The following is a 21,699-nucleotide window of genomic DNA, read 5'->3' as shown; positions in this document are numbered from 1 at the left end:
CATTATTTAGTGGGTTGCTATTTTTTTATTATTCGCCTTATTTAAAGGGGAAAAACAAAACGCCCACTTCATTAATCATCAGTGGGCTTCATGTATTTTTTATTCAACAATAACCGTTCCTTTAAACATCCCCATACCGCAACTAAAAGTGTATTCGCCTGTTTTGTCAGGAGTGAAGGATAAATTTGTTGTACCAACTTTTAAGTTGACGTTATTAATGTTAAATTCAGGCATGGTAAAGGTTGATAAACAGCTATTTTCAAGTGGATTCTCAATTTGCAACTCAATAGGTACGCCTTTTTTTACGCGAATAACATTGGGTGAATATCCAGTTTGCGTTACTTCCATCTTAATTTTTGGAGAACTCACCTTTGTCACATCAATTTCAGTCTTGACAGTACTTGGATTACTTGTATTCTGACCAGTTGGTGCCTCGGCAGAAGCCGTATTCCCGGGAATTTTGACGATATCACTACTGTACAGAAATAAAAACAAGGTAACAAGAACTACACCTGCTGATAAAATAGCAAACGGTGAAATGGCCTGTGTATCAAGGGTGATTTTTTCATTTGTTTCTACAAAGATAAATAAAATTACCAGACCCTGAATGATTACATATAAGCCCAATAAAATTCCCAGCATGACAGATGGATTTTCAATTTGGAGCATAACCCCAAGCATCGCTCCCATAAGGCCGCTCATTAATCCGGCAATGGCACCATCAAGAATGGCCATAATCCCGATTGGCTGTCCTGCTATGAATCCAATGATAAAGCCAATAATCAAACTGAGACCGGAGGAAAGGAACATATCACCGGAAGATACTCCGATTATATATCCCGAAAGAAGACCTGCCATCATTGCTACGGCCATAGCCACCATCATTCCTGACATTCGGGAGAATTTGTTTTTGTCTTTGTGAACAAGGAAAAGGGAGGCTCCAGTCATTAAGGCAACAACTGCAATTGAAATAATTGATAAAATATTCATTTTTTTGTCTCCTCAAAAATGGTTTAAACATAGGTTGTGATCCATCATAACTAAGCAATATATTGATATTATAAATGTAAAGACTGCATTCCGGCTTTCGAATTGGGTAGTTTTTATGAACGTTTCAGAAAAGTTAACATGGAAGCGGGCACAATAAAAAAGACGTTGGCAACGTCCGAAGTGGTGATTGTTAGGAGGGGAGGTTTAATCTTCTTTTTCCTTATTAAGCGTATTATTATAAACTCTTTTTAATGCTTCATTTTGCATTTTTATTAACTCAAGCAAAGCTTTTTTTTCTTCCTCCTCTAAAGTTAAATCATCCTTTTCCTCATTTTTCATTGACATCACCTCAGTATATACTTTAAATGATTGTACCCGAATTCCAATCAATAATAAAAGGGAATTTGCATTTACTGTGGTTTTTCTTTAATATAGAATTAAGCTAAGAAAAATATGCCAAAGTAAGAATTGACTTTTATTCTATAGAAATATATAATTTTCAAAAAACACATTTGAAACGATGACGGGGATTAGTAAAATGAATGTGTCTTACCAAGAGAGGAAACCATTTGGTGGAAGGTTTCTTAAGATAATCATTTGAACCTGCCTCTGAGTTCTGTATCGGATCTTTTGAAGATACATGCGGATAAAATCCGTTATCATGGAAAGAGCTAAAGCATTTGCTTTATGAATTTAGGGTGGTACCGCCAGGCCTTGGTCCCTTTTTAGGGATTAGGGCCTTTTTATATTTTAAAAAATAATGAGGTGTCAAAATGGCAAAGGAATTTGTAAAAGATGTAACCGCAATGGACGAGGATTTCGCTCAGTGGTATACAGATGTCGTAACAAAAGCAGACTTAATTGATTATTCAAGTGTTCGCGGTTCAATGATTATTCGACCATATGGATATGCCCTATGGGATAATATAAAAAATGAGCTAGACCGCCGTATTAAAGAGACGGGGCATGAAAATGTCTATATGCCGTTGTTCATTCCGGAGAGCTTACTTCAAAAGGAGAAAGATCACGTTGAAGGGTTTGCTCCTGAAGTGGCATGGGTAACACACGGCGGTTCTGAAGAGTTAACAGAAAGATTAGTTGTTCGCCCTACATCTGAAGTATTGTTTTGCGAGCATTATAAAAACATTATTCATTCGTATCGGGATTTACCAAAGCTTTATAACCAATGGGCAAATGTGGTCCGCTGGGAAAAAACAACCCGTCCATTCTTAAGAACTTTAGAGTTTTTATGGCAGGAAGGTCACACTGCACATGCAACAGATGAAGATGCCCTTGAGGAAACCATTAAAATGCTGAATGTATATGCGACCATTTGCGAAGAAATCCTTGCAATCCCGGTTGTGAAAGGGCAAAAGACTGAAAAGGAAAAGTTTGCAGGTGCTAAAGCTACTTATACAATTGAAAGCTTAATGCATGATGGAAAAGCATTACAATCCGGAACTTCCCACCACTTTGGTACAGGTTTTGCTGAAGCGTTTGGAATTCAATACACCGACCAAGAAGGAAAGCTTCAATATGTCCATCAAACATCATGGGGCTTCACAACAAGAATTATCGGTGCGTTAATCATGGTACACGGCGACGACCGCGGTCTTGTCATTCCGCCAAAAGCGGCGCCAACCCAAGTGATGATTGTCCCAATTGCCCAACATAAGGAAGGCGTCCTTGATTTTGCCTATGATTTGAAAAAATCTCTTTCATCAGTTGCTCGTGTCGAAATTGATGCCAGTGATAAAAAGCCGGGCTGGAAATTCAATGAGTATGAAATGAAAGGTATCCCAGTCCGCCTCGAGGTAGGTCCAAAGGATATTGAGAACAAGCAAGTCGTATTAGTAAGAAGAGATACCCTGGAGAAAGTGATTGTTCCAGTGGATCAGCTTGAGACCAAGCTTGTTGAGTTACTTGATGATATTCAAGCAAATTTATATAACAAAGCACGTAATCATCGTGAAGAAAGAACATCTGTTGCCGAAACATTTGCTGAATTTAAACAAACGCTTGAAGCTAAGGGCGGGTTTATTAAAGCGATGTGGTGCGGGGAATTGTCCTGCGAGGAAAAAATTAAAGAAGAAATAGGGGCAACCTCCCGTTGTATCCCATTTGAACAAGAGCAGATTTCAAACAAATGTGTCTGCTGCGGTGAAAAGGCGGAAAAAATGGTTTATTGGGCAAAAGCTTACTAAAAATATTTTATCCGAGGAGGCTCTTCCATTCTGGAAGAGTCTCTTTTATATTTTAAAAAAGGATTTCTAAGGATTGAAGCGAATTTTTTTAGGAAGGAGGAGGTCTAAAAAATGAAACCAATATTAATCGATTTTCCCGATGAATTTTTCACAGAAAGATTGCTCATCCGTAAGCCGATGCCGGGAGATGGGAAAGCGGTAAATGATGCAATGCGGGCATCAGTAATGGAACTGAAGGCATGGATGCCTTGGGCACAAAAAGAGCAAACGAATGAGGAAACGGAAGCTATTATTCGTGAAGCCTATGCAAAGTTTTTAACCCGCGAGGATTTAAGACTTCATATTTTTAAAAAAGATACAGGGGAATTTATTGCTTCGTCCGGCTTGCATAGGATTAACTGGGATCTTCCTAAGTTTGAGATTGGCTATTGGATTGATACCCGCTACAGCGGAAAAGGCTATATTACCGAAGCGGTCACGGCTATTACGAATTTTGCCTTTCATGAGCTGAAGGCAAAGCGAGTGGAAATTCGCTGTGACACTGCCAATACAAAAAGCAGGGCTATTCCAGAAAAATTAGGCTACAGCTTGGAAGGAATCCTAAAGAATGAAGGAATTTCTGCCGATGGAAGTAGTTTACGAGATACATGTGTCTATGCAAAAATTGAATAATATTTAATATTAAAAAACGAGCGTCGGAAACTTCAATGCTCGTTTTCGCTTTTTTACATAAAGTATTATTATTTTGACTTTCTCTCTTTATAGTACTAAAGTATTTACGAAAGGAAATGAGAGAGATGGAGTATATTGAAAAAAAAGACAAAGCTTACCGTCGTGTATTAACATGCATGCTGCTTGGCAGCATTGTTACGTTTGCGGTATTGTACGCACCCCAGCCATTAATTAATGTTTTTTCAAAGCAATACCACGTATCCCCCGCGACCGCGAGTGCTTCCATATCGTTACCTACACTTGCCCTCGCTGTAAGTCTATTATTTATCCCTCTAATATCCAGGCGTATCGGTCGGAAAAGAATCATGGGAATTTCATTGTTCGCTACATCTGTTCTTGCCGTGATCTCTGCATTTAGTCACAATTTTGGATTTTTTCTATTCATACGATTACTTGAAGGAATCAGTGTATCAGGCTTTCCCGCAATTGCAATTGCCTATTTAAACGAAGAAATCTCACCAGCCAGTATCGGCGGAACAATGGGGGCGTATGTTGCCGGAACCGCTGTAGGTGGATTTGTTGGCCGCGTGGCAATTGGCCCGCTTACCGACTTGTTTTCATGGCAGGTTGCTTTTTTTGTCTTAGGGTTTCTTTGCTTTTTATGCAGTCTATACTTTTGGTTTTACCTTCCTCAATCGCGGAATTTCGAATCTGAAAAAATTTCGGTTTTTGAGTATATGAAAGCATTAGGTGCAGGCCTTAAAAGCAAACGGTTATTTCTTTTGTACTGTATGGGCTTTTTAGTTATGGGATCGTATATCATGCTTTTTAATTACATTGGTTACCCATTAACTGAACCGCCATATAACTTGAGTCAAACCGTTCTTGGATTTTTGTTTGTTGTCAACCTAATCGGCACTTGGAGTTCGATGATGTTTGGAAGGTTGGCCGATCAGCATTCCCGCCAAAGGTTAATGGGGGTGTCATGTGGAATTTTTGTGTTGGGCGCATTGCTAACACTTATTCCAAGTATATGGATAAAGATCATGGGAATCACTGTTTTTGTTTTTGGCTTTTTCGGTGCCCATACAACAGCCAGCGGATGGGTAGGAGTAGCGGCGCCTACGAATCGAAAAGCAACGGCATCATCACTTTATTTGCTGTTTTATTATATGGGTTCCAGTGTAATTGGATGGGCAGGCGGCTTTGTTTGGATTGATTTTCATTGGCTCGGCCTCGTTTGTGCCATTTGTCTTTTCATGCTCCTTTGTTATGGGTTATCAATTTTGACAGCTGAAAGCGGAAAAATAATGCCAAAGCCTAACTGAAAGAGTGTCGGATGAAAATCTGATACTATTTCATGTTCTTCACTCTTTATTGAAATAAAGGGATTAACATAGTTAAAATCGTTATTTTGACTGATTATTCTGATTTTTACGAATAAAAGAAAGCGTGATTTAAATCACTATCTCTTTATGCGTTTTTTCATATAATCACTATGCAGAGATTGAAAATGTATAGGGAGTGTTTATATTGTTAGATCAAAAAACTATTGACATTATTAAATCAACCGTACCGGTATTAGAAAAACATGGAGAAAAAATTACAACACGTTTTTATCAATTAATGTTTGGAAACCATCCTGAATTATTAAATATTTTTAACCATGCGAACCAAAAACAAGGGAGACAGCAAAAAGCGCTTGCGGGAACGGTATATGCGGCAGCCATGTATATTGATAATTTAGAAGCGATTCTCCCGGTAGTGAACCAAATTGCTCACAAACATAGAAGCCTTGGTATTAAGCCTGAGCATTATCCGATTGTCGGAAAACATCTTTTACTTGCGATTAAAGATGTATTAGGCGACGGGGCAACGGATGAAATTATTGATGCATGGGCACAGGCTTATGGCGTAATTGCTGATGCCTTTATCAGTGTTGAATCCGAAATGTATGAAGAAGCAGCTAACCAAAAAGGCGGCTGGGATGGATTCCGCAGCTTTATAGTGGATCGAAAGGTAGTCGAAAGTGATGTCATAACATCCTTCTACTTAAAACCTGTAGATAATAGAGGGATTGCTGAGTTTATTCCGGGTCAGTATATTAGTATTAAGCTGGAAATTGAAAGTGAACATTATACACATATTCGCCAATACAGCCTATCCGATGCAGTAGGGAAGGATTATTACCGTATTAGTGTTAAACGTGAAGCAGGGACCGCTAATCCGGACGGTATGGTATCTAATTATTTGCATGATGATGTGAAAGAAGGAGACATTCTTAATGTGAGTGCTCCTGCGGGCGATTTTGTCCTGGATACGAAAAAAGAAACACCGATTGTCCTTTTAAGTGGCGGTGTAGGATTAACTCCAATGATGAGTATGTTAAAAACAGTTGGTGAAATTCAGCCTGAACGAAAGGTAACCTTTATTCATGCGGCTCAAAATGGTAATGTTCATGCATTAAGAGAAGAAGTTGAGGAGTTATCAGCACTTGAAAATATAACATCCTTTTTCTTTTATGATTCTCCAACTGAGGAAGACCGCCTGAACAATAACTTTGACGTTGAAGGTTATGTTACAGGCGAATGGCTGAAAGAAAATGTCACAACACTAGATACAGATTTCTATTTCTGTGGCCCTGTTCCATTTATGAGAGCCATCAACCGTTCGTTAAAAGATTTAGGAATAAATGAAGAACGCATTCACTTTGAATTCTTTGGACCAAAGGCATCCATTGAGGCATAATTGCTTTAAAAACCGATTTCCAAATCTGGAGGTCGGTTTTTTTGTGTACCAGGCCTGTTCTTCAAACCAGTGGTGTTAGTTTGCTATGGGCATTTTAAGAGCGAGCTAGGATATGAGAGTTTAAGAGATTCCTTTATATTACGCAGTCCTTATAACAAGGGACATAGAATTTTTTAAACTAGGTGGTCAAATTTCATTAACAGAAAATTTTAAAAAATATGAAAATAACTCTTGATATTTTAAGTGCTACCGGATAAAATCAACTTAAGTCATTGGACGACCAACGTAGGTGTTCATCCAAAAAATAACAGAAGGTAGGGAACTGACAGGTGAAGTTGGAGCATAGAAGTTTATATATTCAGGTGAGGGATAAGATTTATGAATTAATCAATAACGAATTTGAACCAATGCAGAAAATTCCATCAGAACAAAAGCTATCTGAGCAGCTGGGTGTGAGCAGAAATACAGTTAGGGAAGCTATTAGGACACTGGAACAGGAAGGTGTATTACTAAGCCGGCATGGAGTGGGGAATTTTGTAATCGGTTCTAAGAAAAGTTTGAAAACGGCTATCACCACCTTGGAAAGTTCAACCAACATTATTAAGGCTCATGGTTATATCCCAGGGACAAAAAATGTTGTGTCTAAAGTGATAGAAATTCCAGAAGATGTGAAAGCTCAACTCTTGATTGAAGACAATAAAGATGTATTTTATATCGAGCGTGTTCGTACAGCTGATGGGGAAGCTGTTGTTTATGTAGAAGATTATATTCCTTATCAAAGCGGCATGGAGTTTGAATACAAAGAAACGTACCATGAATCCTTATTGGAATTTTTAGAGAAGTTCGATTACAAGGTGTCTTTTTCGATCTGTACTCTTAAAGCCGTCATAAGCGACGAGAAAACAGAAAAGAAACTTGATTTGAATGAAAAAAGTGCTCTTCTGTTACTTAAACAAATTCACTATTCTACTGTAGGCGTGCCGGTTCTTTATTCGGACAGCTATTATTTGAGTGATAAGTTTGAATTTAATGTTGTTCGAAAAAGAGCATAGGGACATGAACCTTATTAAGGAGGTGAGGAAGGGGAGAGTTTAGATTTAAAGATAGAAATAACTAAAAAAGGGAGGAATGCAGTATGGTAAAAGAAAAAACAAAAAGGCTTACAACGGTTGATATTGTCTTAATGTGTATTTTGGCAATTGTGAACGGGGTTGCAATGACGTATTTGGCGATGTTAAATCAAATGTTAACTGCGCTCGGCGGTCCAGTATTAACATCAATTACACTAGGGCTTTACAGTATTTCCGGGGTACTGGCAGCTTATATTATTCGGAAACCCGGAGCTGCATTTTTTACCTTAACACTTGCGGGGGTTGTGCAAATATTGTCTGGAAACCCGAATGGATTGATTTCAATTATTGCTGCATTATCGGATGGACTAGGGGCAGAAATAGGATTTGCATTGTTCCGTTATAAGCGCTGGAACTGGCTTAGTACAGCATTCTCGGGGTTATTTGCCGTACCGGTATGGTTTGTGATCGCGGCATTTTGGTTCGGATATTATAAGTGGGGCTGGACGATTTTATTCATCGCTTTTGCCGTACGATGTGTAAGCGGAATTGTTTTATCTGGATGGCTGAGCAAGGTAATTGGTGATTTACTTGTTAAAACAGAGATTTTAAAAGGCTTTATGATTGCGAAAGATCGTAAAGCGGAAAGGATGAAAACAAGTGGCACCAATCATTCAGCTTAAAAATGTGACTTATACGTACGAAGATGAAATAGAGCCAGTCTTAAAAAATCTATCTCTTGAAATATTTGAAGGCGAATTCGTTTTACTAGTAGGACCAAGCGGATCAGGAAAAAGCACAATCTGTCAAACCTTTAATGGAATTATACCAAATGTCCTTGAAGGGGAAATCGAAGGAGAAATCATCGTTGATAGTAAAGATGTGCTTAAGCTTGAGTTGAAAGATTTAGCAACCAGTATGGGATTAGTATTTCAAGATCCGGACGCTCAGCTATGTAATATTTATGTCGAAGATGAAATCGCTTTTGCTCCTGAAAACTTAAAGGTCGATCCTAACGAAATCCGTCTTCGTATTAAAGATTCATTAGAAAAAGTGGGGATGCAGGGATTTGAAGCAAGAAAGGTTTTTGAACTTTCCGGAGGACAGAAGCAAAAAGTCGGAATCGCTTCCGTGCTTTCAATGAAGCCTAAAATTCTTGTCTTGGATAATGCAACAGCAAATCTTGATCCTCAAGCCACGAAAGATATTTTTGATTTACTGCAGCTGCTTCATACCGAATATGGTCATACCATCGTGGTGGTCGAAAATAAAATTGATGATTTAATGCATTTAGCCGATCGTGTCATTGTAATTGAAGATGGGCAGGTTGTCTCACAAGGTACTCCTCGAGAAATTCTTAAACATTCTTTTGACCACTTGATAAATATGGGACTATGGGTCCCTGAAATCTCGGAATTAGCGGTCAAACTTCAACAAATAGGCTTTTCATTTGAAAAGTTTCCCATCACCGTAGAAGAAGCTACTGAAGAATTGCAAGGAAAGTGGAATCAAGCTTTCTTGCAGTCAAGTCGTTCTTTCCGTTATGAATCCGAATTACCTGACTGTATTACTGTGAAAAATTTAAATTATCACTATCCAAATGGCACGTATGCGTTGAAAGATGTCAGTTTTTCAATTAAAAAAGGAGATTTTGTCGCAATTCTTGGAACGAATGGTTCCGGAAAAACCACTTTAGTTAAGCATCTTATGGGAATTATCAGGTCTCCTAAAAATACCATTTTCTTAAATGGGGAGGACATCCATTATAAACAATTGCTTGATATGACAGAACATATTGGATATGTGTTTCAAAATCCAGAGCATCAATTTGTGACGGATAATGTGTTTGAGGAAACAATTTACAGTCTAAAAGTACAGCATGGTATTGGAAAAGATGATGACATCCCCCAGGAAATTGTTCAACAAGGTATCAAATCTCTTAAAAGTATTAACCTACTCGAAGCAAAAGATAAGCACCCATTCGTTTTGAGTGGTGGTGAGAAGCGAAGGCTAAGTGTTGTGGCATCTTTAATTCTCGGTCAAGATATTGTCATTCTTGACGAACCGACAACAGGGCAAGACTATGCCAGTGCCACAAAGCTTCTTGAATTGTGCCATCGCTTACAGCAGCTAGGAAAAACCGTCATTATGATTACACATGATATTCGTCTCATGTGTAAATGGGCAAACATTGCAATTGTTATGCATAATGGAGAAAAAATTTATTACGGTGATACAAGTGATCTCTTTTTACAGGAAGACATCTTAAAGAAGGCTTCCTTGATTGAACCACCGATTTCAAAGCTAGCGAAACGATTGGCAGGTGACAATCTTGAGCAAGGTATCATTACAATTGAACAATTCATTCAGACAAGAGAGGGGGTAAAACAGACGCTATGAGCATGGCCTTTCAATATCAGGAAAAAAAATCGTTCATGCATGACGTAGATCCAATCACAAAAATCGTCTGGATGATATGCATTTCAATACTCGTTTTCATCTATGAAACAGCTATACCACAATTGGTATTGTTCGTAATTACATTGGCTACTGCATTCATTTTAGCAAGGCTCAGTCCAAAATTTGTGTTACGCGGTATTTGGATTATGCTCCTTTTTAGCATCGGATTCTTTATCCTTCAAGTATTATTCGTTCCGGGGAGGACACAACTTTTTTCGCTTGGGCCTTTACGAATTTACATGGAATCAGTCGACTTTGCTACAGCCATTACATTCAGAATTTTGACGATCTTTACAACTTCTCTCGTATTTGTAGCGACAAGTGACCCGAGAGATATTGTCATTTCATTGACGAAGCAACTAAAAATTCCGTACAGGTACGCCTACTCTATTTTTGTCGCACTTCGTTTTGTCCCTACGCTTGAAAGTGAAGCTAGAGTCATTGAAGCAGCACAAACAATTCGCGGTGTTGGCAAACAAAAAGGGCTAAAAAATAAAGTGGAAAACATAAAGCGCTTCAGCTTGCCGCTATTAATGGGCGCACTTCGAAGGGTTCGGATTACTGCAAACACTATGGAAGCGAAAGGATATGGGGCTTACTCCGACAGAACATACATTAGGTCGATCAAGATTAGTAAAAAAGGAATTGGATTTGTTGCGCTTTGGATGGCGCTCACAGTTTATTTAATAGTTTTGAAGTTTATGTAAATAAGCGGGGGGAATGGAATGAATGAGATGAAGTTTGAGGTTGCATTTATGCCGAAAGAAATTAAAACGACACAATTGCAAGTGTGTGTGCTAGTGGATGTGCTTAGAGCTACATCGGCTATAGTCACAATGTTTGAAAAAGGTTGTACTGAAATCGTTTTAACAGATGATGAAGAGAAAACGATAAATGAGCGTATCGATTATGTTCATGATGGGACACTTGTATGTGCAGAGGACCATGATGGGAAAATTTCTCCGCATGCGCAACTTAGTCCGTCACTTAGCTCAATTCGTTCTGTTGGGATTACAGGGAAAAGAGTCGTCATGCGTACGACAAACGGTACACTTGCTGGCTTGACGCTTTGGAATTCCGGTATAAAAGAAATTTTGATTGGATCTCTTCATAACGCAAAAGCAGTTATGGAAAAAGCAGTCAGTAAGGCAAAAGAATTAAATGGAAGCGTTACCATTGTGTGCGCGGGAAGGGAAAACGGTCAAATCGCGGCACTGGATGATGCCTATTGTGCAGGGGTGCTTTTACGATACGGAGAGAAAGCGGCAAAGGCTCAAAATTTGGTCCCTTTGTTGAAGGATTCGGCTAAAATTAGTCACCATTTACTTTCCGTTTATTCAAATACTCTCTTGGCTTTTGAAGATTCCGGTAGTGGAGAGACAATGAGAAGGATAAATTGCAGGGAAGATATCAAGCTTAGCACAGAAGAAAACATCTCAAGATGTGTGCCTGAAATATATTTTTCAAAAGAGGATGGGCTTAAAGTAAAAAATTCTAATGAGGTGATCTCTAAATGACAGAGTGGAAATCGAACGCATCAAAACCGGTAATGGATAAGGGACTTCAGTATCATATCCGCTGCAAGGAAGGTGATATTGCAAAATTTGTGCTGCTCCCTGGTGATCCGGAACGTGTGGATATGATTGGCGAAGAGTGGGATGAGTGCAGAAAAGTGGCGAATTATCGTGAGCATCGTACATTTTCCGGAAAAATCGGCGAAATAGATATTACCGCTTGTTCAACGGGTGCCGGGGGTGGTTCTACTGCCAGCGCATTTGAAGAACTTGCGGAGCTCGGCGGGGAAACCTTTATCCGGGTCGGCACAACGGCAGCGATTCAAGACTATATCCAGCCGGGAGATTTAATTATTTCTTCGGGTGCTGTGCGCCATGATGGAACAAGCCCATTTTATGTGGATGAACGCTATCCGGCCAGTGCTCATTATGAAGTGACAGCGGCACTTGTAGAGGCTGCCGAACAGCTTCAATATACTTACCACATAGGAGTATCCTGCTCATCTGCTTCCTGGTACTGCGGGCAAGGGAGAAAAGGATTTAAAGGGTATGATCAATCTTTTTTTGCTAATAAAGTAGAAGATTTAAGGAAAGCGAATGTGTTGAATTTCGAAATGGAAGCAGCAACTGTCTTTACCTTGGGAGGACTTTACGGGCTTCGGACTGGTTCTGTATGTACGGTTGTCGCAAACCGGATCACAGATGAGTTTACTTATGGGGGCATCGAAAAAAGCGTACATGTTGCGAATTTAGCTACTCAAATCCTGGCGGAATGGGACGAAATTAAGAAGGCTCAGGGGAAAAAATATTGGTTCCCGTCTCTTACGAAAGCAGGGAAAATTACCGCAAAATAATAATAGGAGTGATTTAGATGTTAGTGGGTACCAAACATGGCATGTACATTAACGGAGAATGGCTAAGCGCTGCCACAGGCGAGGTTATTGAAGTATTCAATCCGGCGACACGTGAAAAAATTGCAGAGGTCCCCAGCTGTTCAAAGGAAGAAGCGGAACTGGCTGTTCAATCAGCACAGGCTGCTTTTGAGGCATGGGCGAATGTAACGGCAAGAGAACGTTCCAGTTTTTTATATAAAGCGTATCACAAAATGATCGAACGAAAAGAAGAGCTGGCAAGATTATTGACAATGGAGCAAGGAAAGCCACTTCAAGAAGCGCGTGGTGAAATCGAATTTGCGGCCAGTTTCCTACTGTGGTATGCCGAAGAGGCCAATCGAGTGTATGGCGAGATGATTCCTGCTGCCAAAAAAGGCAAGCGTTTATGGGTTGTCCCAAAACCGATTGGAGTAGTGGCGGCCATCACACCATGGAATTTTCCTTCCGCGATGGTTACACGAAAGGTCGCGCCAGCGATTGCCGCGGGATGCACGGTTGTCCTGAAGCCGGCGGAACAGACACCGCTTAGTGCGATTAAAATTGTCAGAGTATTCGAAGAAGTGGGTTTGCCAAAAGGCGTCATTAACCTTGTGACGGGAGATCCGGTCCAAATCGGCAAGGTGTTGATGGAAAGCTCTGATGTTCGCTCGATTACCTTTACAGGATCGACGGAAGTCGGCAAGCTTCTAATGAAAGGAAGCGCGCAAAACGTTAAAAAATTGTCGTTGGAATTAGGCGGCCATGCCCCGTTGCTAGTATTGGACGATGCAGATCTGGATCTTGCAGCAGAACAGGCTGCCGCAAGCAAGTATCGAAATTGCGGTCAGACATGTATTTGTACAAACAGGATTTTCGTTCACGAGAATGTAAAGGACACATTTACACAAAAACTGCAGGAAAAAGTGAGACAGTTACACTTGGGCAATGGGTTAGAGGAAGGGGTAACGATTGGTCCGCTTATTGATAAAGGCGGACTGGAGAAAGTGAAAAGACAAGTAGAGGACTCCGTTTCGAAAGGAGCCGTTGTTACAGCAGGAGGAAAGGAATGGAATGGCCCGGGCGGATATTACTATGAACCTACCATTCTTACAAATGTATCAAATGATATGAAAATTATGAAAGAAGAAACGTTTGGACCTGTTGTACCGATTGTGCCGTTTACAAGTATTGATGAAGCCATTAAAGCAGCAAATGATACGGATTACGGGCTAGCAGCATTTTTATTTACCAATGACCTATCGAAGGCCATTAACATAATGGAAAAGCTAGAGTATGGCATTATCGGCATCAATGATGTGTTCCCTGGAACTGCGGAAGCTCCGTTTGGCGGTATGAAAGAGTCAGGTCTCGGCCGTGAAGGCGGACATGAGGGCATTCAGGAATTCATTGAGATGAAATATGTTTCCCTTGCCATTAAAGAATTATAAGGAACAAATGAGGCCGATGATATGAATTTACCGAAACTGGTCCATGTGAAGCAACGATTTCCGCAAACCAAATTAGAAAATATTGAACTTCATTTAAAGGAAGAGCTAAAACGGAATTTACCTCCCATTCCTAAGGGGAAATCGATCGCCATAACCGTTGGAAGTAGAGGAATCAGCGACCGGGTTTTAATCGTGAAAACGGTCGTTGATCACTTAAAAGAAATGGAATGTTCTCCCTTTATCATTGGCGCAATGGGAAGCCATGGAGGGGGTACGCCGGAAGGGCAGCTGGATGTATTACACAGTCTTGGTTTTACTGAGGAAACGGTCGGCTGTCCAATCGTTACTTCTTCTGAAGTTCTTGAAGTCGGTAAAACAAAAAACGGCTTTACGCTGTATTGTGACAAATATGCCTGGGAAGCAGATGGGATTATCGTTATGAATCGCATTAAACTGCATACGGCATTTCGCGGACCGAATGAAAGTGGCTTGTTAAAAATGATAACAGTTGGTTTGGGAAAGGTGAAAGGCGCAAACCAGCTGCATCGTCAAGGGCCTTCCAACATGTCTAAAACGATTCGTGAAGTGGGTGGAGACTTTCTTAAAACCGGGAAAGTGATTGCAGGAATCGGGATTGTGGAAAACAGCTTTGATGAAGCGGCCAATCTGGAGGTTATTCTTCCTGATGAGGTCATTGAGCAAGAGCAAAAGCTATTAGAAATAGCAAAGTCGTATTTTCCAAGAATTCCTATTGAAGAACTTGATCTCCTCGTCATTAAAACAATGGGCAAAAATTACAGCGGCACGGGTATGGACACAAACGTAATCGGCCGTAACAAAATATTCGGGTCACCAGAGCCAGAGAAACCTTCTTATAAAAGAATTGTTGTGCTTGATCTTGATGAAGCTTCACACGGAAATGCGACAGGTATTGGACTGGCCGATCTAACAACAGAAAGACTATATCAAAAACTGGATAAGCAAAAAACATACTTGAATTGTCTGACGAGTACGTACGTCCAAAGAGGAATGATTCCGCTTGTCTTGCCAAGTGATCAGGAAGCGATTGCAGCGGCAGTCCAAAGTCTTGGGATCGACAACCCGGCATCTTTACGGGTTGCGGTGATCGAAAATACACTTGAGCTTGAACATTTGTATGTATCGGAAAACATGGTGGACGAGGTCAAGGACAAGGCTGACATTCAGTCAGCACCTTTTGATATACCATTCACGAATGATGGTGCGCTTAATCTCGACACAAAAGTTCATTGAGAGGGGGAAGAAGATGAAAAAAACACAAACTTCCTACGGGGATGCCGGTTTCAGCCAATTTCTCCGCATGGCATTTCAGCGTCATCTTGGCCATGAAGAAGCCGATTTTGAAAAGCCGGTCATTGGAATTTGTAATACTTATAGCGAAGTGAACCGTTGCCACAGCCACTTAAAACCGATTGTGGAGGCTATTAAACAAGGGGTTATTATGGCGGGTGGAACACCGCTTGAGTTTCCGACTATTTCTCTTGGAGAGATGTTTACAAGCCCTACCACCATGCTATACCGCAATTTGGCAGCGATGGATACGGAGGAAATGATTACTGCCCAGCCGATTGATGGTGTGGTATTAATCGGGGGCTGCGACAAAGTGCTGCCTGCCCAGCTGATGGGAGCAGCAAGCGCGAACAAGCCGGCTATTGCTTTCACGGGCGGGCCGATGAACAACGGCAAATATAAAGGACAAACGCTGGGAGCGTGCTCTGACTGCCGCTTTTTTTGGCAAGAGTATAAGGCTGGAACCGTGAGCGAGGAAGAAATTAAAAACATTAATGCGCAATTGGCACCGACTGCCGGTCATTGTATGGTAATGGGCTCTGCAAGCACAATTGCCGCTTGCGCAGAGGCGTTAGGAATGATGCTTCCGGGCGCTTGCGCAGCACCTGCGACCGTGAATGAACGGATGTGTCTGGCAAGGGAAACCGGAAAAGCCATTGTGCAAATGGTGGAAAACAATATTCGTCCCTCGGACATCATGACAAGGGGAGCTTTTGAAAATGCAGTTCGCACCTTGATGGCTGTAGGGGGATCGACGAATGCTGTGATCCATCTGATTGCCATCGCCAGAAGGTTGGGAATCAAGCTTACGTTAGAAGACTTTGAGAGACTCAGCAGAACCACCCCGTTCATTGCCAATATAAGACCTGCAGGCCAATATCAAATGGAAGACTTATACCATGCAGGCGGCATCCCTGCCGTTCTAAAAGAACTGTCCCCGCTACTGAACCTTGGAGAGCGAACGGTTAATGGCAAAACGATTGGCGAGAATTTGAGCAGGATTGAAGTGGACGAGGTGTATCGAGATATTATTAGGCCAATTGAAGAACCGTTGCATCCAGAAGGAGGCATCGCGGTTTTACGCGGCAACCTGGCTCCGAATGGCGCGATTATGAAACCGAAAGCAGCCATTGACAAAACCTTGCTTAAACACCGCGGGAAAGCGGTTGTGTTCACGTCTATTTCAGATATGGAGAAGCGGGTGAACGACCCGAATCTTGAGGTCAATCGGGACAATGTCCTTGTTCTGCAAAATGCGGGTCCGATCGGAGCGCCGGGGATGCCGGAAGCCGGGATGATTCCCATTCCGAATAAGCTTTTGAAGCAAGGGGTTCGCGATATGGTCCGTTTATCGGATTGCCGAATGAGCGGGACCGCATTTGGGACCGTGGTTCTTCACGCTTCTCCGGAAGCTGCAGTCGGCGGGGCAATCGCCTTAATTAAAGACGGTGATTGGATTGAGCTGGATGTTGAAAAACGTTCGCTGGAGCTGCTGATTTCAGAAGCTGAGATGGAAAAGAGGAGAAAAGAGTGGAATCCGCCCCAGTTTTCCGATTACCAACGCGGCTATGGCTGGTTGTTCCGTCAGCATGTGCTGCAGGCGGATGAAGGATGTGACTTTGACTTTTTACGTCCTGAACTTGAAACAATATTCGGATAAAGGGGGAAACGCCTTTGAAGATCGGATTGATAGGCGGAACAGGATTGTATGATCTGTTTCACCTGCTTACCGAGCAATGTATCGAAACGGAATACGGGCAAGTTCCCCTCCTAAAGGGGGAGTATGAGGGAAAGAAAGTTTATTTTTTGCCAAGGCATGGAACCGTACATGGGGTGCTGGCCCCTTATGTGAATTATAAAGCGAATTTGATGGCCCTGAAAAAAGCCGGGGTTGATCAAATCATCGCCGTATCCGCCGTTGGTTCAGTCAATCCGGACATTCCGATTAGCGGATTAACATTGCCTGATCAGTTAGTGGATTTCACACGAAGAAGGGAGAATACATACGGAAAATTTTCAGCTGATATGACCCTTCCATTTTGCCCGGATCTTCAACAGGCAGTGAGATCGGCAGCACAAGAAAATGGCCAGAAACTATATGAAAATACAACACTTATCTGTGTGGATGGACCAATCTATGAAACGCGCAATGAGCTGCAGCTGTTTTCTTCATGGGGAATGGATATCGTAGGCATGACGAACGCAACGGAAGCGGCCCTTGCAAGAGAGCTTGGAATCTGTTTTTCGGTCGTCACGCTTTCCACAGATTTGGCGACAGGATTTGCTTCTATACCTCCTGACTTGGCGACCCATAAAAAGGTAGCAGCAGAAAACAAAGAGAAAGTGAAAGCGCTTGTAGAAAAAGCTCTTTCTCTCCTTCCAAAACAAAAGAGCTGTCAATGTGCCAAGTCGTATAACGACTATATGTTTCTAAAAAAATAACTGATTATTTGGGGTGGAAATATGAAAATAGGAATTATTGGTGGAACGGGATTCTATCAGCTGTTTGAACAAATGGTTGAAAAAACAGTTCATACGGAATATGGCGATGTCACTGTCCTTCATGCAGTATCCGAAGGTAAGGAAGTGTATTTTCTTCCAAGGCATGGAAAGCATCATGACACGCTCGCGCCGTTTGTCAACTATCGTGCCAATATAATGGCATTAAAAGAGTTAGAGGTTACACGAATCATGTCAGTGTCGGCGGTTGGCGCTATTAATCCTGAAATTGAAGTCGGCAGCCTTTCATTGCTCGATCAATTTGTCGATCTGACTACCCGGGTGAAAACATATGGAAAATATTCCGTTGACATCACAGAACCGTTTTGTCCGGAATTACAAGAAGTTTTTGTGCAGGCGGCTACGGAAATCAATGAACCGCTCAGAGAAAAAACAACATTAGTATGTGTGGAAGGTCCACGTTATGAAACAAAAGCGGAAGTACAACTGTTTTCAAAATGGGGAATGGATGTTGTCGGGATGACAAATGCAACAGAAGCGGCGCTTGCACGAGAGCTAGGGATGTGCTATTCCGTGGTCACACTTGCGACAAACATGGCTCCAGGCGTAACTGACCACAAACCTTCCTTAAAAGCACATAAAGAAGTAGGGGAACGCAAACGGGAAACGGTGAGAACTCTTATGCTGGAAGCGATTAAGCTAGCCGATGAAAGGAAAACCTGCTTGTGCCATGAGGCTTATGAACGGGCTGTACTGGCAAGGACATGATTGCTAAGAAAACACTCATTAAAAACCCTCTCATTGTTTCGAATGTGCCTTCTGTTGGAAATAAGAAGGGTACTGTACTTGTAGAAGGGCAGACCATCACGGATGTGTTTTATCACCAAGAGAATCTTCTAAAGGATCTTGAATCCCATGCAGATGAAATCATCGACGCTGAAAACATGGTTTTAATTCCAGGAATGGTTAATAGTCACTACCATTCCTATACGAATTTACTAAAGGGTACGGTCAACAATCTACCGCTTGAGATTTGGGCGCTATATACCATGGCATATGGTTATGCTCTTGAAGACGAGGATATTTATTATGCTGTCCTTCTAGGCTGTATCGAGATGATGAAAGCAGGTGTGACAAGCTGCGTAGACCACTTTCCGCATATTTGGACATCTGAGGCGGCGCTAAAAGCCTATGACCAAGCCGGAATGAGAGTGGCCTTTGCCCCGATGCTGCATGATGTGCCAGACGAACAATTTTTTCAAATCGCTTTTCCACCATCCATTCAGAAACAAAGGCCAAAAAAAACTGCTACTTCAATCGAAGAAATGAAATCCTTTTATCAATCGATTATCTCAATCTGGCATCAAAAAGACGGGCGAATCTCTATCCAACTTGGCCCGAATGCCCCGCAGCGATGTTCAGAACACATACTTCAATTATGCAAAGAACTCAGTGAAAAGGGAAATTTGCGGATTCATACGCACCTGCTTGAAACAAAAGCACAATATCAACAATGCCAGAAGAACTTTCCAGGCGGCCTTGTCCGTCATCTCGACCGTTTAGGTTTATTGAATGAAAAAATATCATGCGTCCATGCCGTCTGGCTGGATGATGAAGAAATCCAACTATTAGTAGATCGAAACGTATCGATCGTTCATAACCCGGCGAGCAATTTGCTGCTCGGAAGCGGCATTGCACCCATTCCATCCTTTTGGAAAAAGGGGGCGAATGTGGCGCTTGGAACGGATGGCTCTAACTGTGGAACGATTCACAATTTATTTGAAGCCATGCGCCTGACGGCGATGATACATCGTCCTCAAGAAAGCAACTATTCCAATTGGATGACGCCGGAAGCGGTGTTTAACATGGCAACAACATCAGGTGCAAAAGTGTTAGGGATGGAGCGCGAATTGGGCAGGATCGCTTCAGGCCAAAAAGCAGACTTCGTGTTGTTGAAGACGAAAAATACGTTTTGGGCCCCATTAAACGACCCAATGTCTCAATTGGTTCATCAGGAAAATGGGTCGTCAGTCGATTCGGTACTCGTGAATGGCCAGTGGACGTTGAGACAGGGGACAACGGTAACGATCGATGAAGAAAAAGTCTTTCTTGAGGTGAGAAAAAGACGGGAAGGTTTGCTGGAAAAATGGCAGGAACCATTAAAGCGGGCAGAACGGCTTCGACCGCACTTTGAAACGATTCTATTAGACTATCATTTAACATAGGGGGAATGGTGTGTGAATGAGGAGCTTTTGAAAAAAGAATTGGTTCATATTTCTCATAAAGTATACAAACGGGGATTGACACAAGCAACAGGCGGAAATATCAGTGTTCGAGTTCCAGGCCGAGATGCGATTCTCATAAAAAGGTCGGGAATCAGCCTTGGAGAAGTCACGAAAGAGGACGCATTGCTTTTATCAAGGGAAGGAGACATATTAGAAGGATATGGAACTCCTTCTAAAGAGTACCGCTTCCATTTAGGAATTTACAGGACACGGCCTGATGTACAGGCGGTGGTTCACTGTCATCCAAATTATGCGATCGGCTATGCCTGTTTAGGGATCGAGCTCCCGCTTCCCACTGTAACGGCTCAAAAAATTCTTGGTCACGTTCCGGTTACGGAAGCAGCTCCTTCAGGATCCCAAGAGTTAGCTTATTATGTAACGGAAGTGTTTGAAAAGTACCCCAATATTAAAGCGGCCTTAATGAAAGATCATGGGATATGCGCCGTGGGTCCTTCACTCGAAGCTGCGTATAACATTGCCACACTTGTGGAGGATACAGCGAAGCAGGCTTTTATAAAAATGCAAATTCAAAGAGCCCTATCTCAGATGAATAAAAGGGAGGCCATACAATGAGTAAGCTCGAACAATTTGTTCAGAATTTAAAAGATCAGCAGCTTTTACTTCCAATTTGGTTTGAAAAGGGAGCCCTAAAACTGATCAATCAGAAAGAACTGCCGCACAAAGAAGAGATTCTCACGATTAAGAAAGTGGAGAATCTGGCCGAAGCGATTAGGAATATGACCATTAGAGGGTCGGGGGCGATCGGGATAGCAGGAGCGTGGGGCCTGTATCTGGCGGCCCTAAATTCCGGTGGAACGCGGGAAGAAATGCAACGGGCGGCAAGATTGCTCAAAAGCACTCGCCCGACAGCAGTAAATTTGATGAAAACGATTGACGAAATGTTGAGTGGTGTAAATGGCGTCGAAAAGATGCCGATTGACAGAATGGAAGCGAAGCTAATCGAGATTTTAGAGCGGCAACTGCAATTCGAGCATTCCCTTGGAAGCTATGGTGCCAATTTGATTGATGATGGTGAAACGGTGCTCACCCATTGCCATTCCGGGGCATTGGCGGGTTCCGGTTATGGAGGAAGAGCGCTGTCGGTGATTCGCAAGGCTTATGAGCAAGGGAAAAACATTCGAGTGATTGCTTGTGAAACAAGGCCCTATTTACAGGGTGCGAGAATAACCGCTTATGAGCTTCAAAAGTTCGGAATACCGGTTACATTAATTACCGATAATATGTCGGGTTATTGCATGAGCAAAGGAATGGTGCAAAAGGTTGTCGTCGGTTCCGACAGGGTGGCCGCAAATGGAGATTTGGCCAATAAAATCGGAACATATATGCACGCCCTCGCGGCTAAAGAGCATAATATCCCATTTTATACAGCAACCTCCAGTCATACGATCGACTTTTCCATTCAGGGCGGGGCCGGTATTGAAGTGGAATTCCGGGACGCTCAAGAAGTGACCTCTCTGAATGCACAACGCCTTGCACCGATGGGAGTGGAGGCGTTATATCCGTCTTTTGATATTACACCAAACGGTTACCTGTCGGGAATTATCACCGAAAAGGGTGTCATTACACAGCCGTATGCCATCAACCTGCAAACGTTAAACAGACGGGTTGCGCATTAAGGACGTAAGG

The 21,699-nt window shown here is 42.0% G+C and carries 20 protein-coding genes and 1 other annotated feature; of the genes, 18 read left to right on the top strand and 2 right to left on the bottom strand.

Annotated elements, in window-relative coordinates; genetic code table 11:
* Positions 1 to 99: 99 nt before the first annotated feature.
* Together J2S10_RS14440 and J2S10_RS14435 are read right to left on the bottom strand one after the other, a co-directional pair.
* Positions 100 to 990: a cupredoxin domain-containing protein gene (locus J2S10_RS14440; protein ID WP_307408922.1), complete on the bottom strand. Its 891-nt coding sequence runs from the start codon at positions 988 to 990 to the stop codon at positions 100 to 102.
* A 204-nt stretch (positions 991 to 1,194) separates the two neighbouring features.
* Positions 1,195 to 1,329, bottom strand: a complete 135-nt coding sequence (locus J2S10_RS14435) for a hypothetical protein (protein ID WP_307408920.1) — start codon at positions 1,327 to 1,329, stop codon at positions 1,195 to 1,197.
* A gap of 172 nt (positions 1,330 to 1,501) precedes the next feature.
* Positions 1,502 to 1,716: a binding site (T-box leader), on the top strand.
* A 47-nt stretch (positions 1,717 to 1,763) separates the two neighbouring features.
* On the opposite strand from J2S10_RS14435, the gene proS reads away from it, so the two are divergent.
* From proS to mtnA, 18 genes are all read left to right on the top strand, one after another.
* On the top strand, positions 1,764 to 3,194 hold the full coding sequence (gene proS, locus J2S10_RS14430) for a proline--tRNA ligase (RefSeq protein ID WP_307408918.1): 1,431 nt from the start codon (positions 1,764 to 1,766) through the stop codon (positions 3,192 to 3,194).
* Between the two features lie 111 nt (positions 3,195 to 3,305).
* The gene (locus J2S10_RS14425) at positions 3,306 to 3,866 is read left to right on the top strand and encodes a GNAT family N-acetyltransferase (protein ID WP_307408916.1); all 561 of its coding nucleotides are present in this window, start codon (positions 3,306 to 3,308) and stop codon (positions 3,864 to 3,866) included.
* A 125-nt stretch (positions 3,867 to 3,991) separates the two neighbouring features.
* Positions 3,992 to 5,194: an MFS transporter gene (locus J2S10_RS14420; protein WP_307408914.1), complete on the top strand. Its 1,203-nt coding sequence runs from the start codon at positions 3,992 to 3,994 to the stop codon at positions 5,192 to 5,194.
* Between the two features lie 205 nt (positions 5,195 to 5,399).
* Positions 5,400 to 6,614, top strand: a complete 1,215-nt coding sequence (gene hmpA / locus J2S10_RS14415) for an NO-inducible flavohemoprotein (RefSeq protein ID WP_307408912.1) — start codon at positions 5,400 to 5,402, stop codon at positions 6,612 to 6,614.
* Between the two features lie 329 nt (positions 6,615 to 6,943).
* Positions 6,944 to 7,666 (top strand): GntR family transcriptional regulator, encoded by a 723-nt coding sequence (locus J2S10_RS14410; protein ID WP_307408909.1) that lies wholly within the window; start codon positions 6,944 to 6,946, stop codon positions 7,664 to 7,666.
* An 83-nt stretch (positions 7,667 to 7,749) separates the two neighbouring features.
* Entirely contained in the window at positions 7,750 to 8,367 is a 618-nt protein-coding gene (locus J2S10_RS14405) for an ECF transporter S component (RefSeq protein WP_307408907.1), read from the top strand.
* Positions 8,345 to 10,084, top strand: a complete 1,740-nt coding sequence (locus tag J2S10_RS14400) for an ABC transporter ATP-binding protein (RefSeq protein ID WP_307408905.1) — start codon at positions 8,345 to 8,347, stop codon at positions 10,082 to 10,084. Before J2S10_RS14405 ends, J2S10_RS14400 begins: the two co-directional genes overlap by 23 nt.
* On the top strand, positions 10,081 to 10,851 hold the full coding sequence (locus J2S10_RS14395; protein WP_307408903.1) for an energy-coupling factor transporter transmembrane component T family protein: 771 nt from the start codon (positions 10,081 to 10,083) through the stop codon (positions 10,849 to 10,851). The genes J2S10_RS14400 and J2S10_RS14395 overlap by 4 nt, the downstream gene beginning before the upstream one ends.
* An 18-nt stretch (positions 10,852 to 10,869) precedes the next feature.
* Complete coding sequence (locus tag J2S10_RS14390) at positions 10,870 to 11,661, top strand: 2-phosphosulfolactate phosphatase (RefSeq protein WP_307408901.1); 792 nt, start codon at positions 10,870 to 10,872, stop codon at positions 11,659 to 11,661.
* Entirely contained in the window at positions 11,658 to 12,512 is an 855-nt protein-coding gene (locus tag J2S10_RS14385; RefSeq protein ID WP_307408899.1) for a nucleoside phosphorylase, read from the top strand. Before J2S10_RS14390 ends, J2S10_RS14385 begins: the two co-directional genes overlap by 4 nt.
* A gap of 17 nt (positions 12,513 to 12,529) precedes the next feature.
* Positions 12,530 to 13,978 (top strand): NAD-dependent succinate-semialdehyde dehydrogenase, encoded by a 1,449-nt coding sequence (locus tag J2S10_RS14380; protein ID WP_307408897.1) that lies wholly within the window; start codon positions 12,530 to 12,532, stop codon positions 13,976 to 13,978.
* A gap of 21 nt (positions 13,979 to 13,999) precedes the next feature.
* Positions 14,000 to 15,250: a nickel pincer cofactor-dependent isomerase, group 22 gene (locus tag J2S10_RS14375; RefSeq protein ID WP_307408895.1), complete on the top strand. Its 1,251-nt coding sequence runs from the start codon at positions 14,000 to 14,002 to the stop codon at positions 15,248 to 15,250.
* Positions 15,195 to 16,967: an IlvD/Edd family dehydratase gene (locus tag J2S10_RS14370; RefSeq protein ID WP_307408893.1), complete on the top strand. Its 1,773-nt coding sequence runs from the start codon at positions 15,195 to 15,197 to the stop codon at positions 16,965 to 16,967. Before J2S10_RS14375 ends, J2S10_RS14370 begins: the two co-directional genes overlap by 56 nt.
* Before the next feature lie 14 nt (positions 16,968 to 16,981).
* Entirely contained in the window at positions 16,982 to 17,749 is a 768-nt protein-coding gene (locus J2S10_RS14365) for an MTAP family purine nucleoside phosphorylase (RefSeq protein WP_307408891.1), read from the top strand.
* Between the two features lie 21 nt (positions 17,750 to 17,770).
* The gene (locus J2S10_RS14360; RefSeq protein WP_307408890.1) at positions 17,771 to 18,535 is read left to right on the top strand and encodes an MTAP family purine nucleoside phosphorylase; all 765 of its coding nucleotides are present in this window, start codon (positions 17,771 to 17,773) and stop codon (positions 18,533 to 18,535) included.
* Complete coding sequence (locus J2S10_RS14355; RefSeq protein ID WP_307408888.1) at positions 18,532 to 19,992, top strand: amidohydrolase family protein; 1,461 nt, start codon at positions 18,532 to 18,534, stop codon at positions 19,990 to 19,992. Before J2S10_RS14360 ends, J2S10_RS14355 begins: the two co-directional genes overlap by 4 nt.
* Positions 19,993 to 20,004: 12 nt before the next feature.
* Positions 20,005 to 20,625, top strand: coding sequence for a class II aldolase/adducin family protein (locus J2S10_RS14350; RefSeq protein WP_307408886.1), 621 nt, complete (start codon positions 20,005 to 20,007; stop codon positions 20,623 to 20,625).
* On the top strand, positions 20,622 to 21,689 hold the full coding sequence (mtnA, locus tag J2S10_RS14345) for an S-methyl-5-thioribose-1-phosphate isomerase (RefSeq protein WP_307408884.1): 1,068 nt from the start codon (positions 20,622 to 20,624) through the stop codon (positions 21,687 to 21,689). The genes J2S10_RS14350 and mtnA overlap by 4 nt, the downstream gene beginning before the upstream one ends.
* The last annotated feature ends 10 nt before the right edge of the window (positions 21,690 to 21,699 follow it).

The sequence above is a fragment of the Neobacillus ginsengisoli genome (assembly GCF_030813055.1).
The sequence above is the reverse complement of the archived record's forward strand: the minus strand, read 5'-3'. Positions and strand labels throughout refer to the sequence as shown.

Coding starts and splice junctions, on each gene's coding strand:
- J2S10_RS14440 (WP_307408922.1), bottom strand. CDS start 990: ATGAATATTTTATCAATTATTTCAATTGCAGTTGTTGCCTTAATGACT.
- J2S10_RS14435 (WP_307408920.1), bottom strand. CDS start 1,329: ATGAAAAATGAGGAAAAGGATGATTTAACTTTAGAGGAGGAAGAAAAA.
- proS (WP_307408918.1), top strand. CDS start 1,764: ATGGCAAAGGAATTTGTAAAAGATGTAACCGCAATGGACGAGGATTTC.
- J2S10_RS14425 (WP_307408916.1), top strand. CDS start 3,306: ATGAAACCAATATTAATCGATTTTCCCGATGAATTTTTCACAGAAAGA.
- J2S10_RS14420 (WP_307408914.1), top strand. CDS start 3,992: ATGGAGTATATTGAAAAAAAAGACAAAGCTTACCGTCGTGTATTAACA.
- J2S10_RS14405 (WP_307408907.1), top strand. CDS start 7,750: ATGGTAAAAGAAAAAACAAAAAGGCTTACAACGGTTGATATTGTCTTA.
- J2S10_RS14395 (WP_307408903.1), top strand. CDS start 10,081: ATGAGCATGGCCTTTCAATATCAGGAAAAAAAATCGTTCATGCATGAC.
- J2S10_RS14390 (WP_307408901.1), top strand. CDS start 10,870: ATGAATGAGATGAAGTTTGAGGTTGCATTTATGCCGAAAGAAATTAAA.
- J2S10_RS14385 (WP_307408899.1), top strand. CDS start 11,658: ATGACAGAGTGGAAATCGAACGCATCAAAACCGGTAATGGATAAGGGA.
- J2S10_RS14380 (WP_307408897.1), top strand. CDS start 12,530: ATGTTAGTGGGTACCAAACATGGCATGTACATTAACGGAGAATGGCTA.
- J2S10_RS14375 (WP_307408895.1), top strand. CDS start 14,000: ATGAATTTACCGAAACTGGTCCATGTGAAGCAACGATTTCCGCAAACC.
- J2S10_RS14360 (WP_307408890.1), top strand. CDS start 17,771: ATGAAAATAGGAATTATTGGTGGAACGGGATTCTATCAGCTGTTTGAA.
- J2S10_RS14355 (WP_307408888.1), top strand. CDS start 18,532: ATGATTGCTAAGAAAACACTCATTAAAAACCCTCTCATTGTTTCGAAT.
- mtnA (WP_307408884.1), top strand. CDS start 20,622: ATGAGTAAGCTCGAACAATTTGTTCAGAATTTAAAAGATCAGCAGCTT.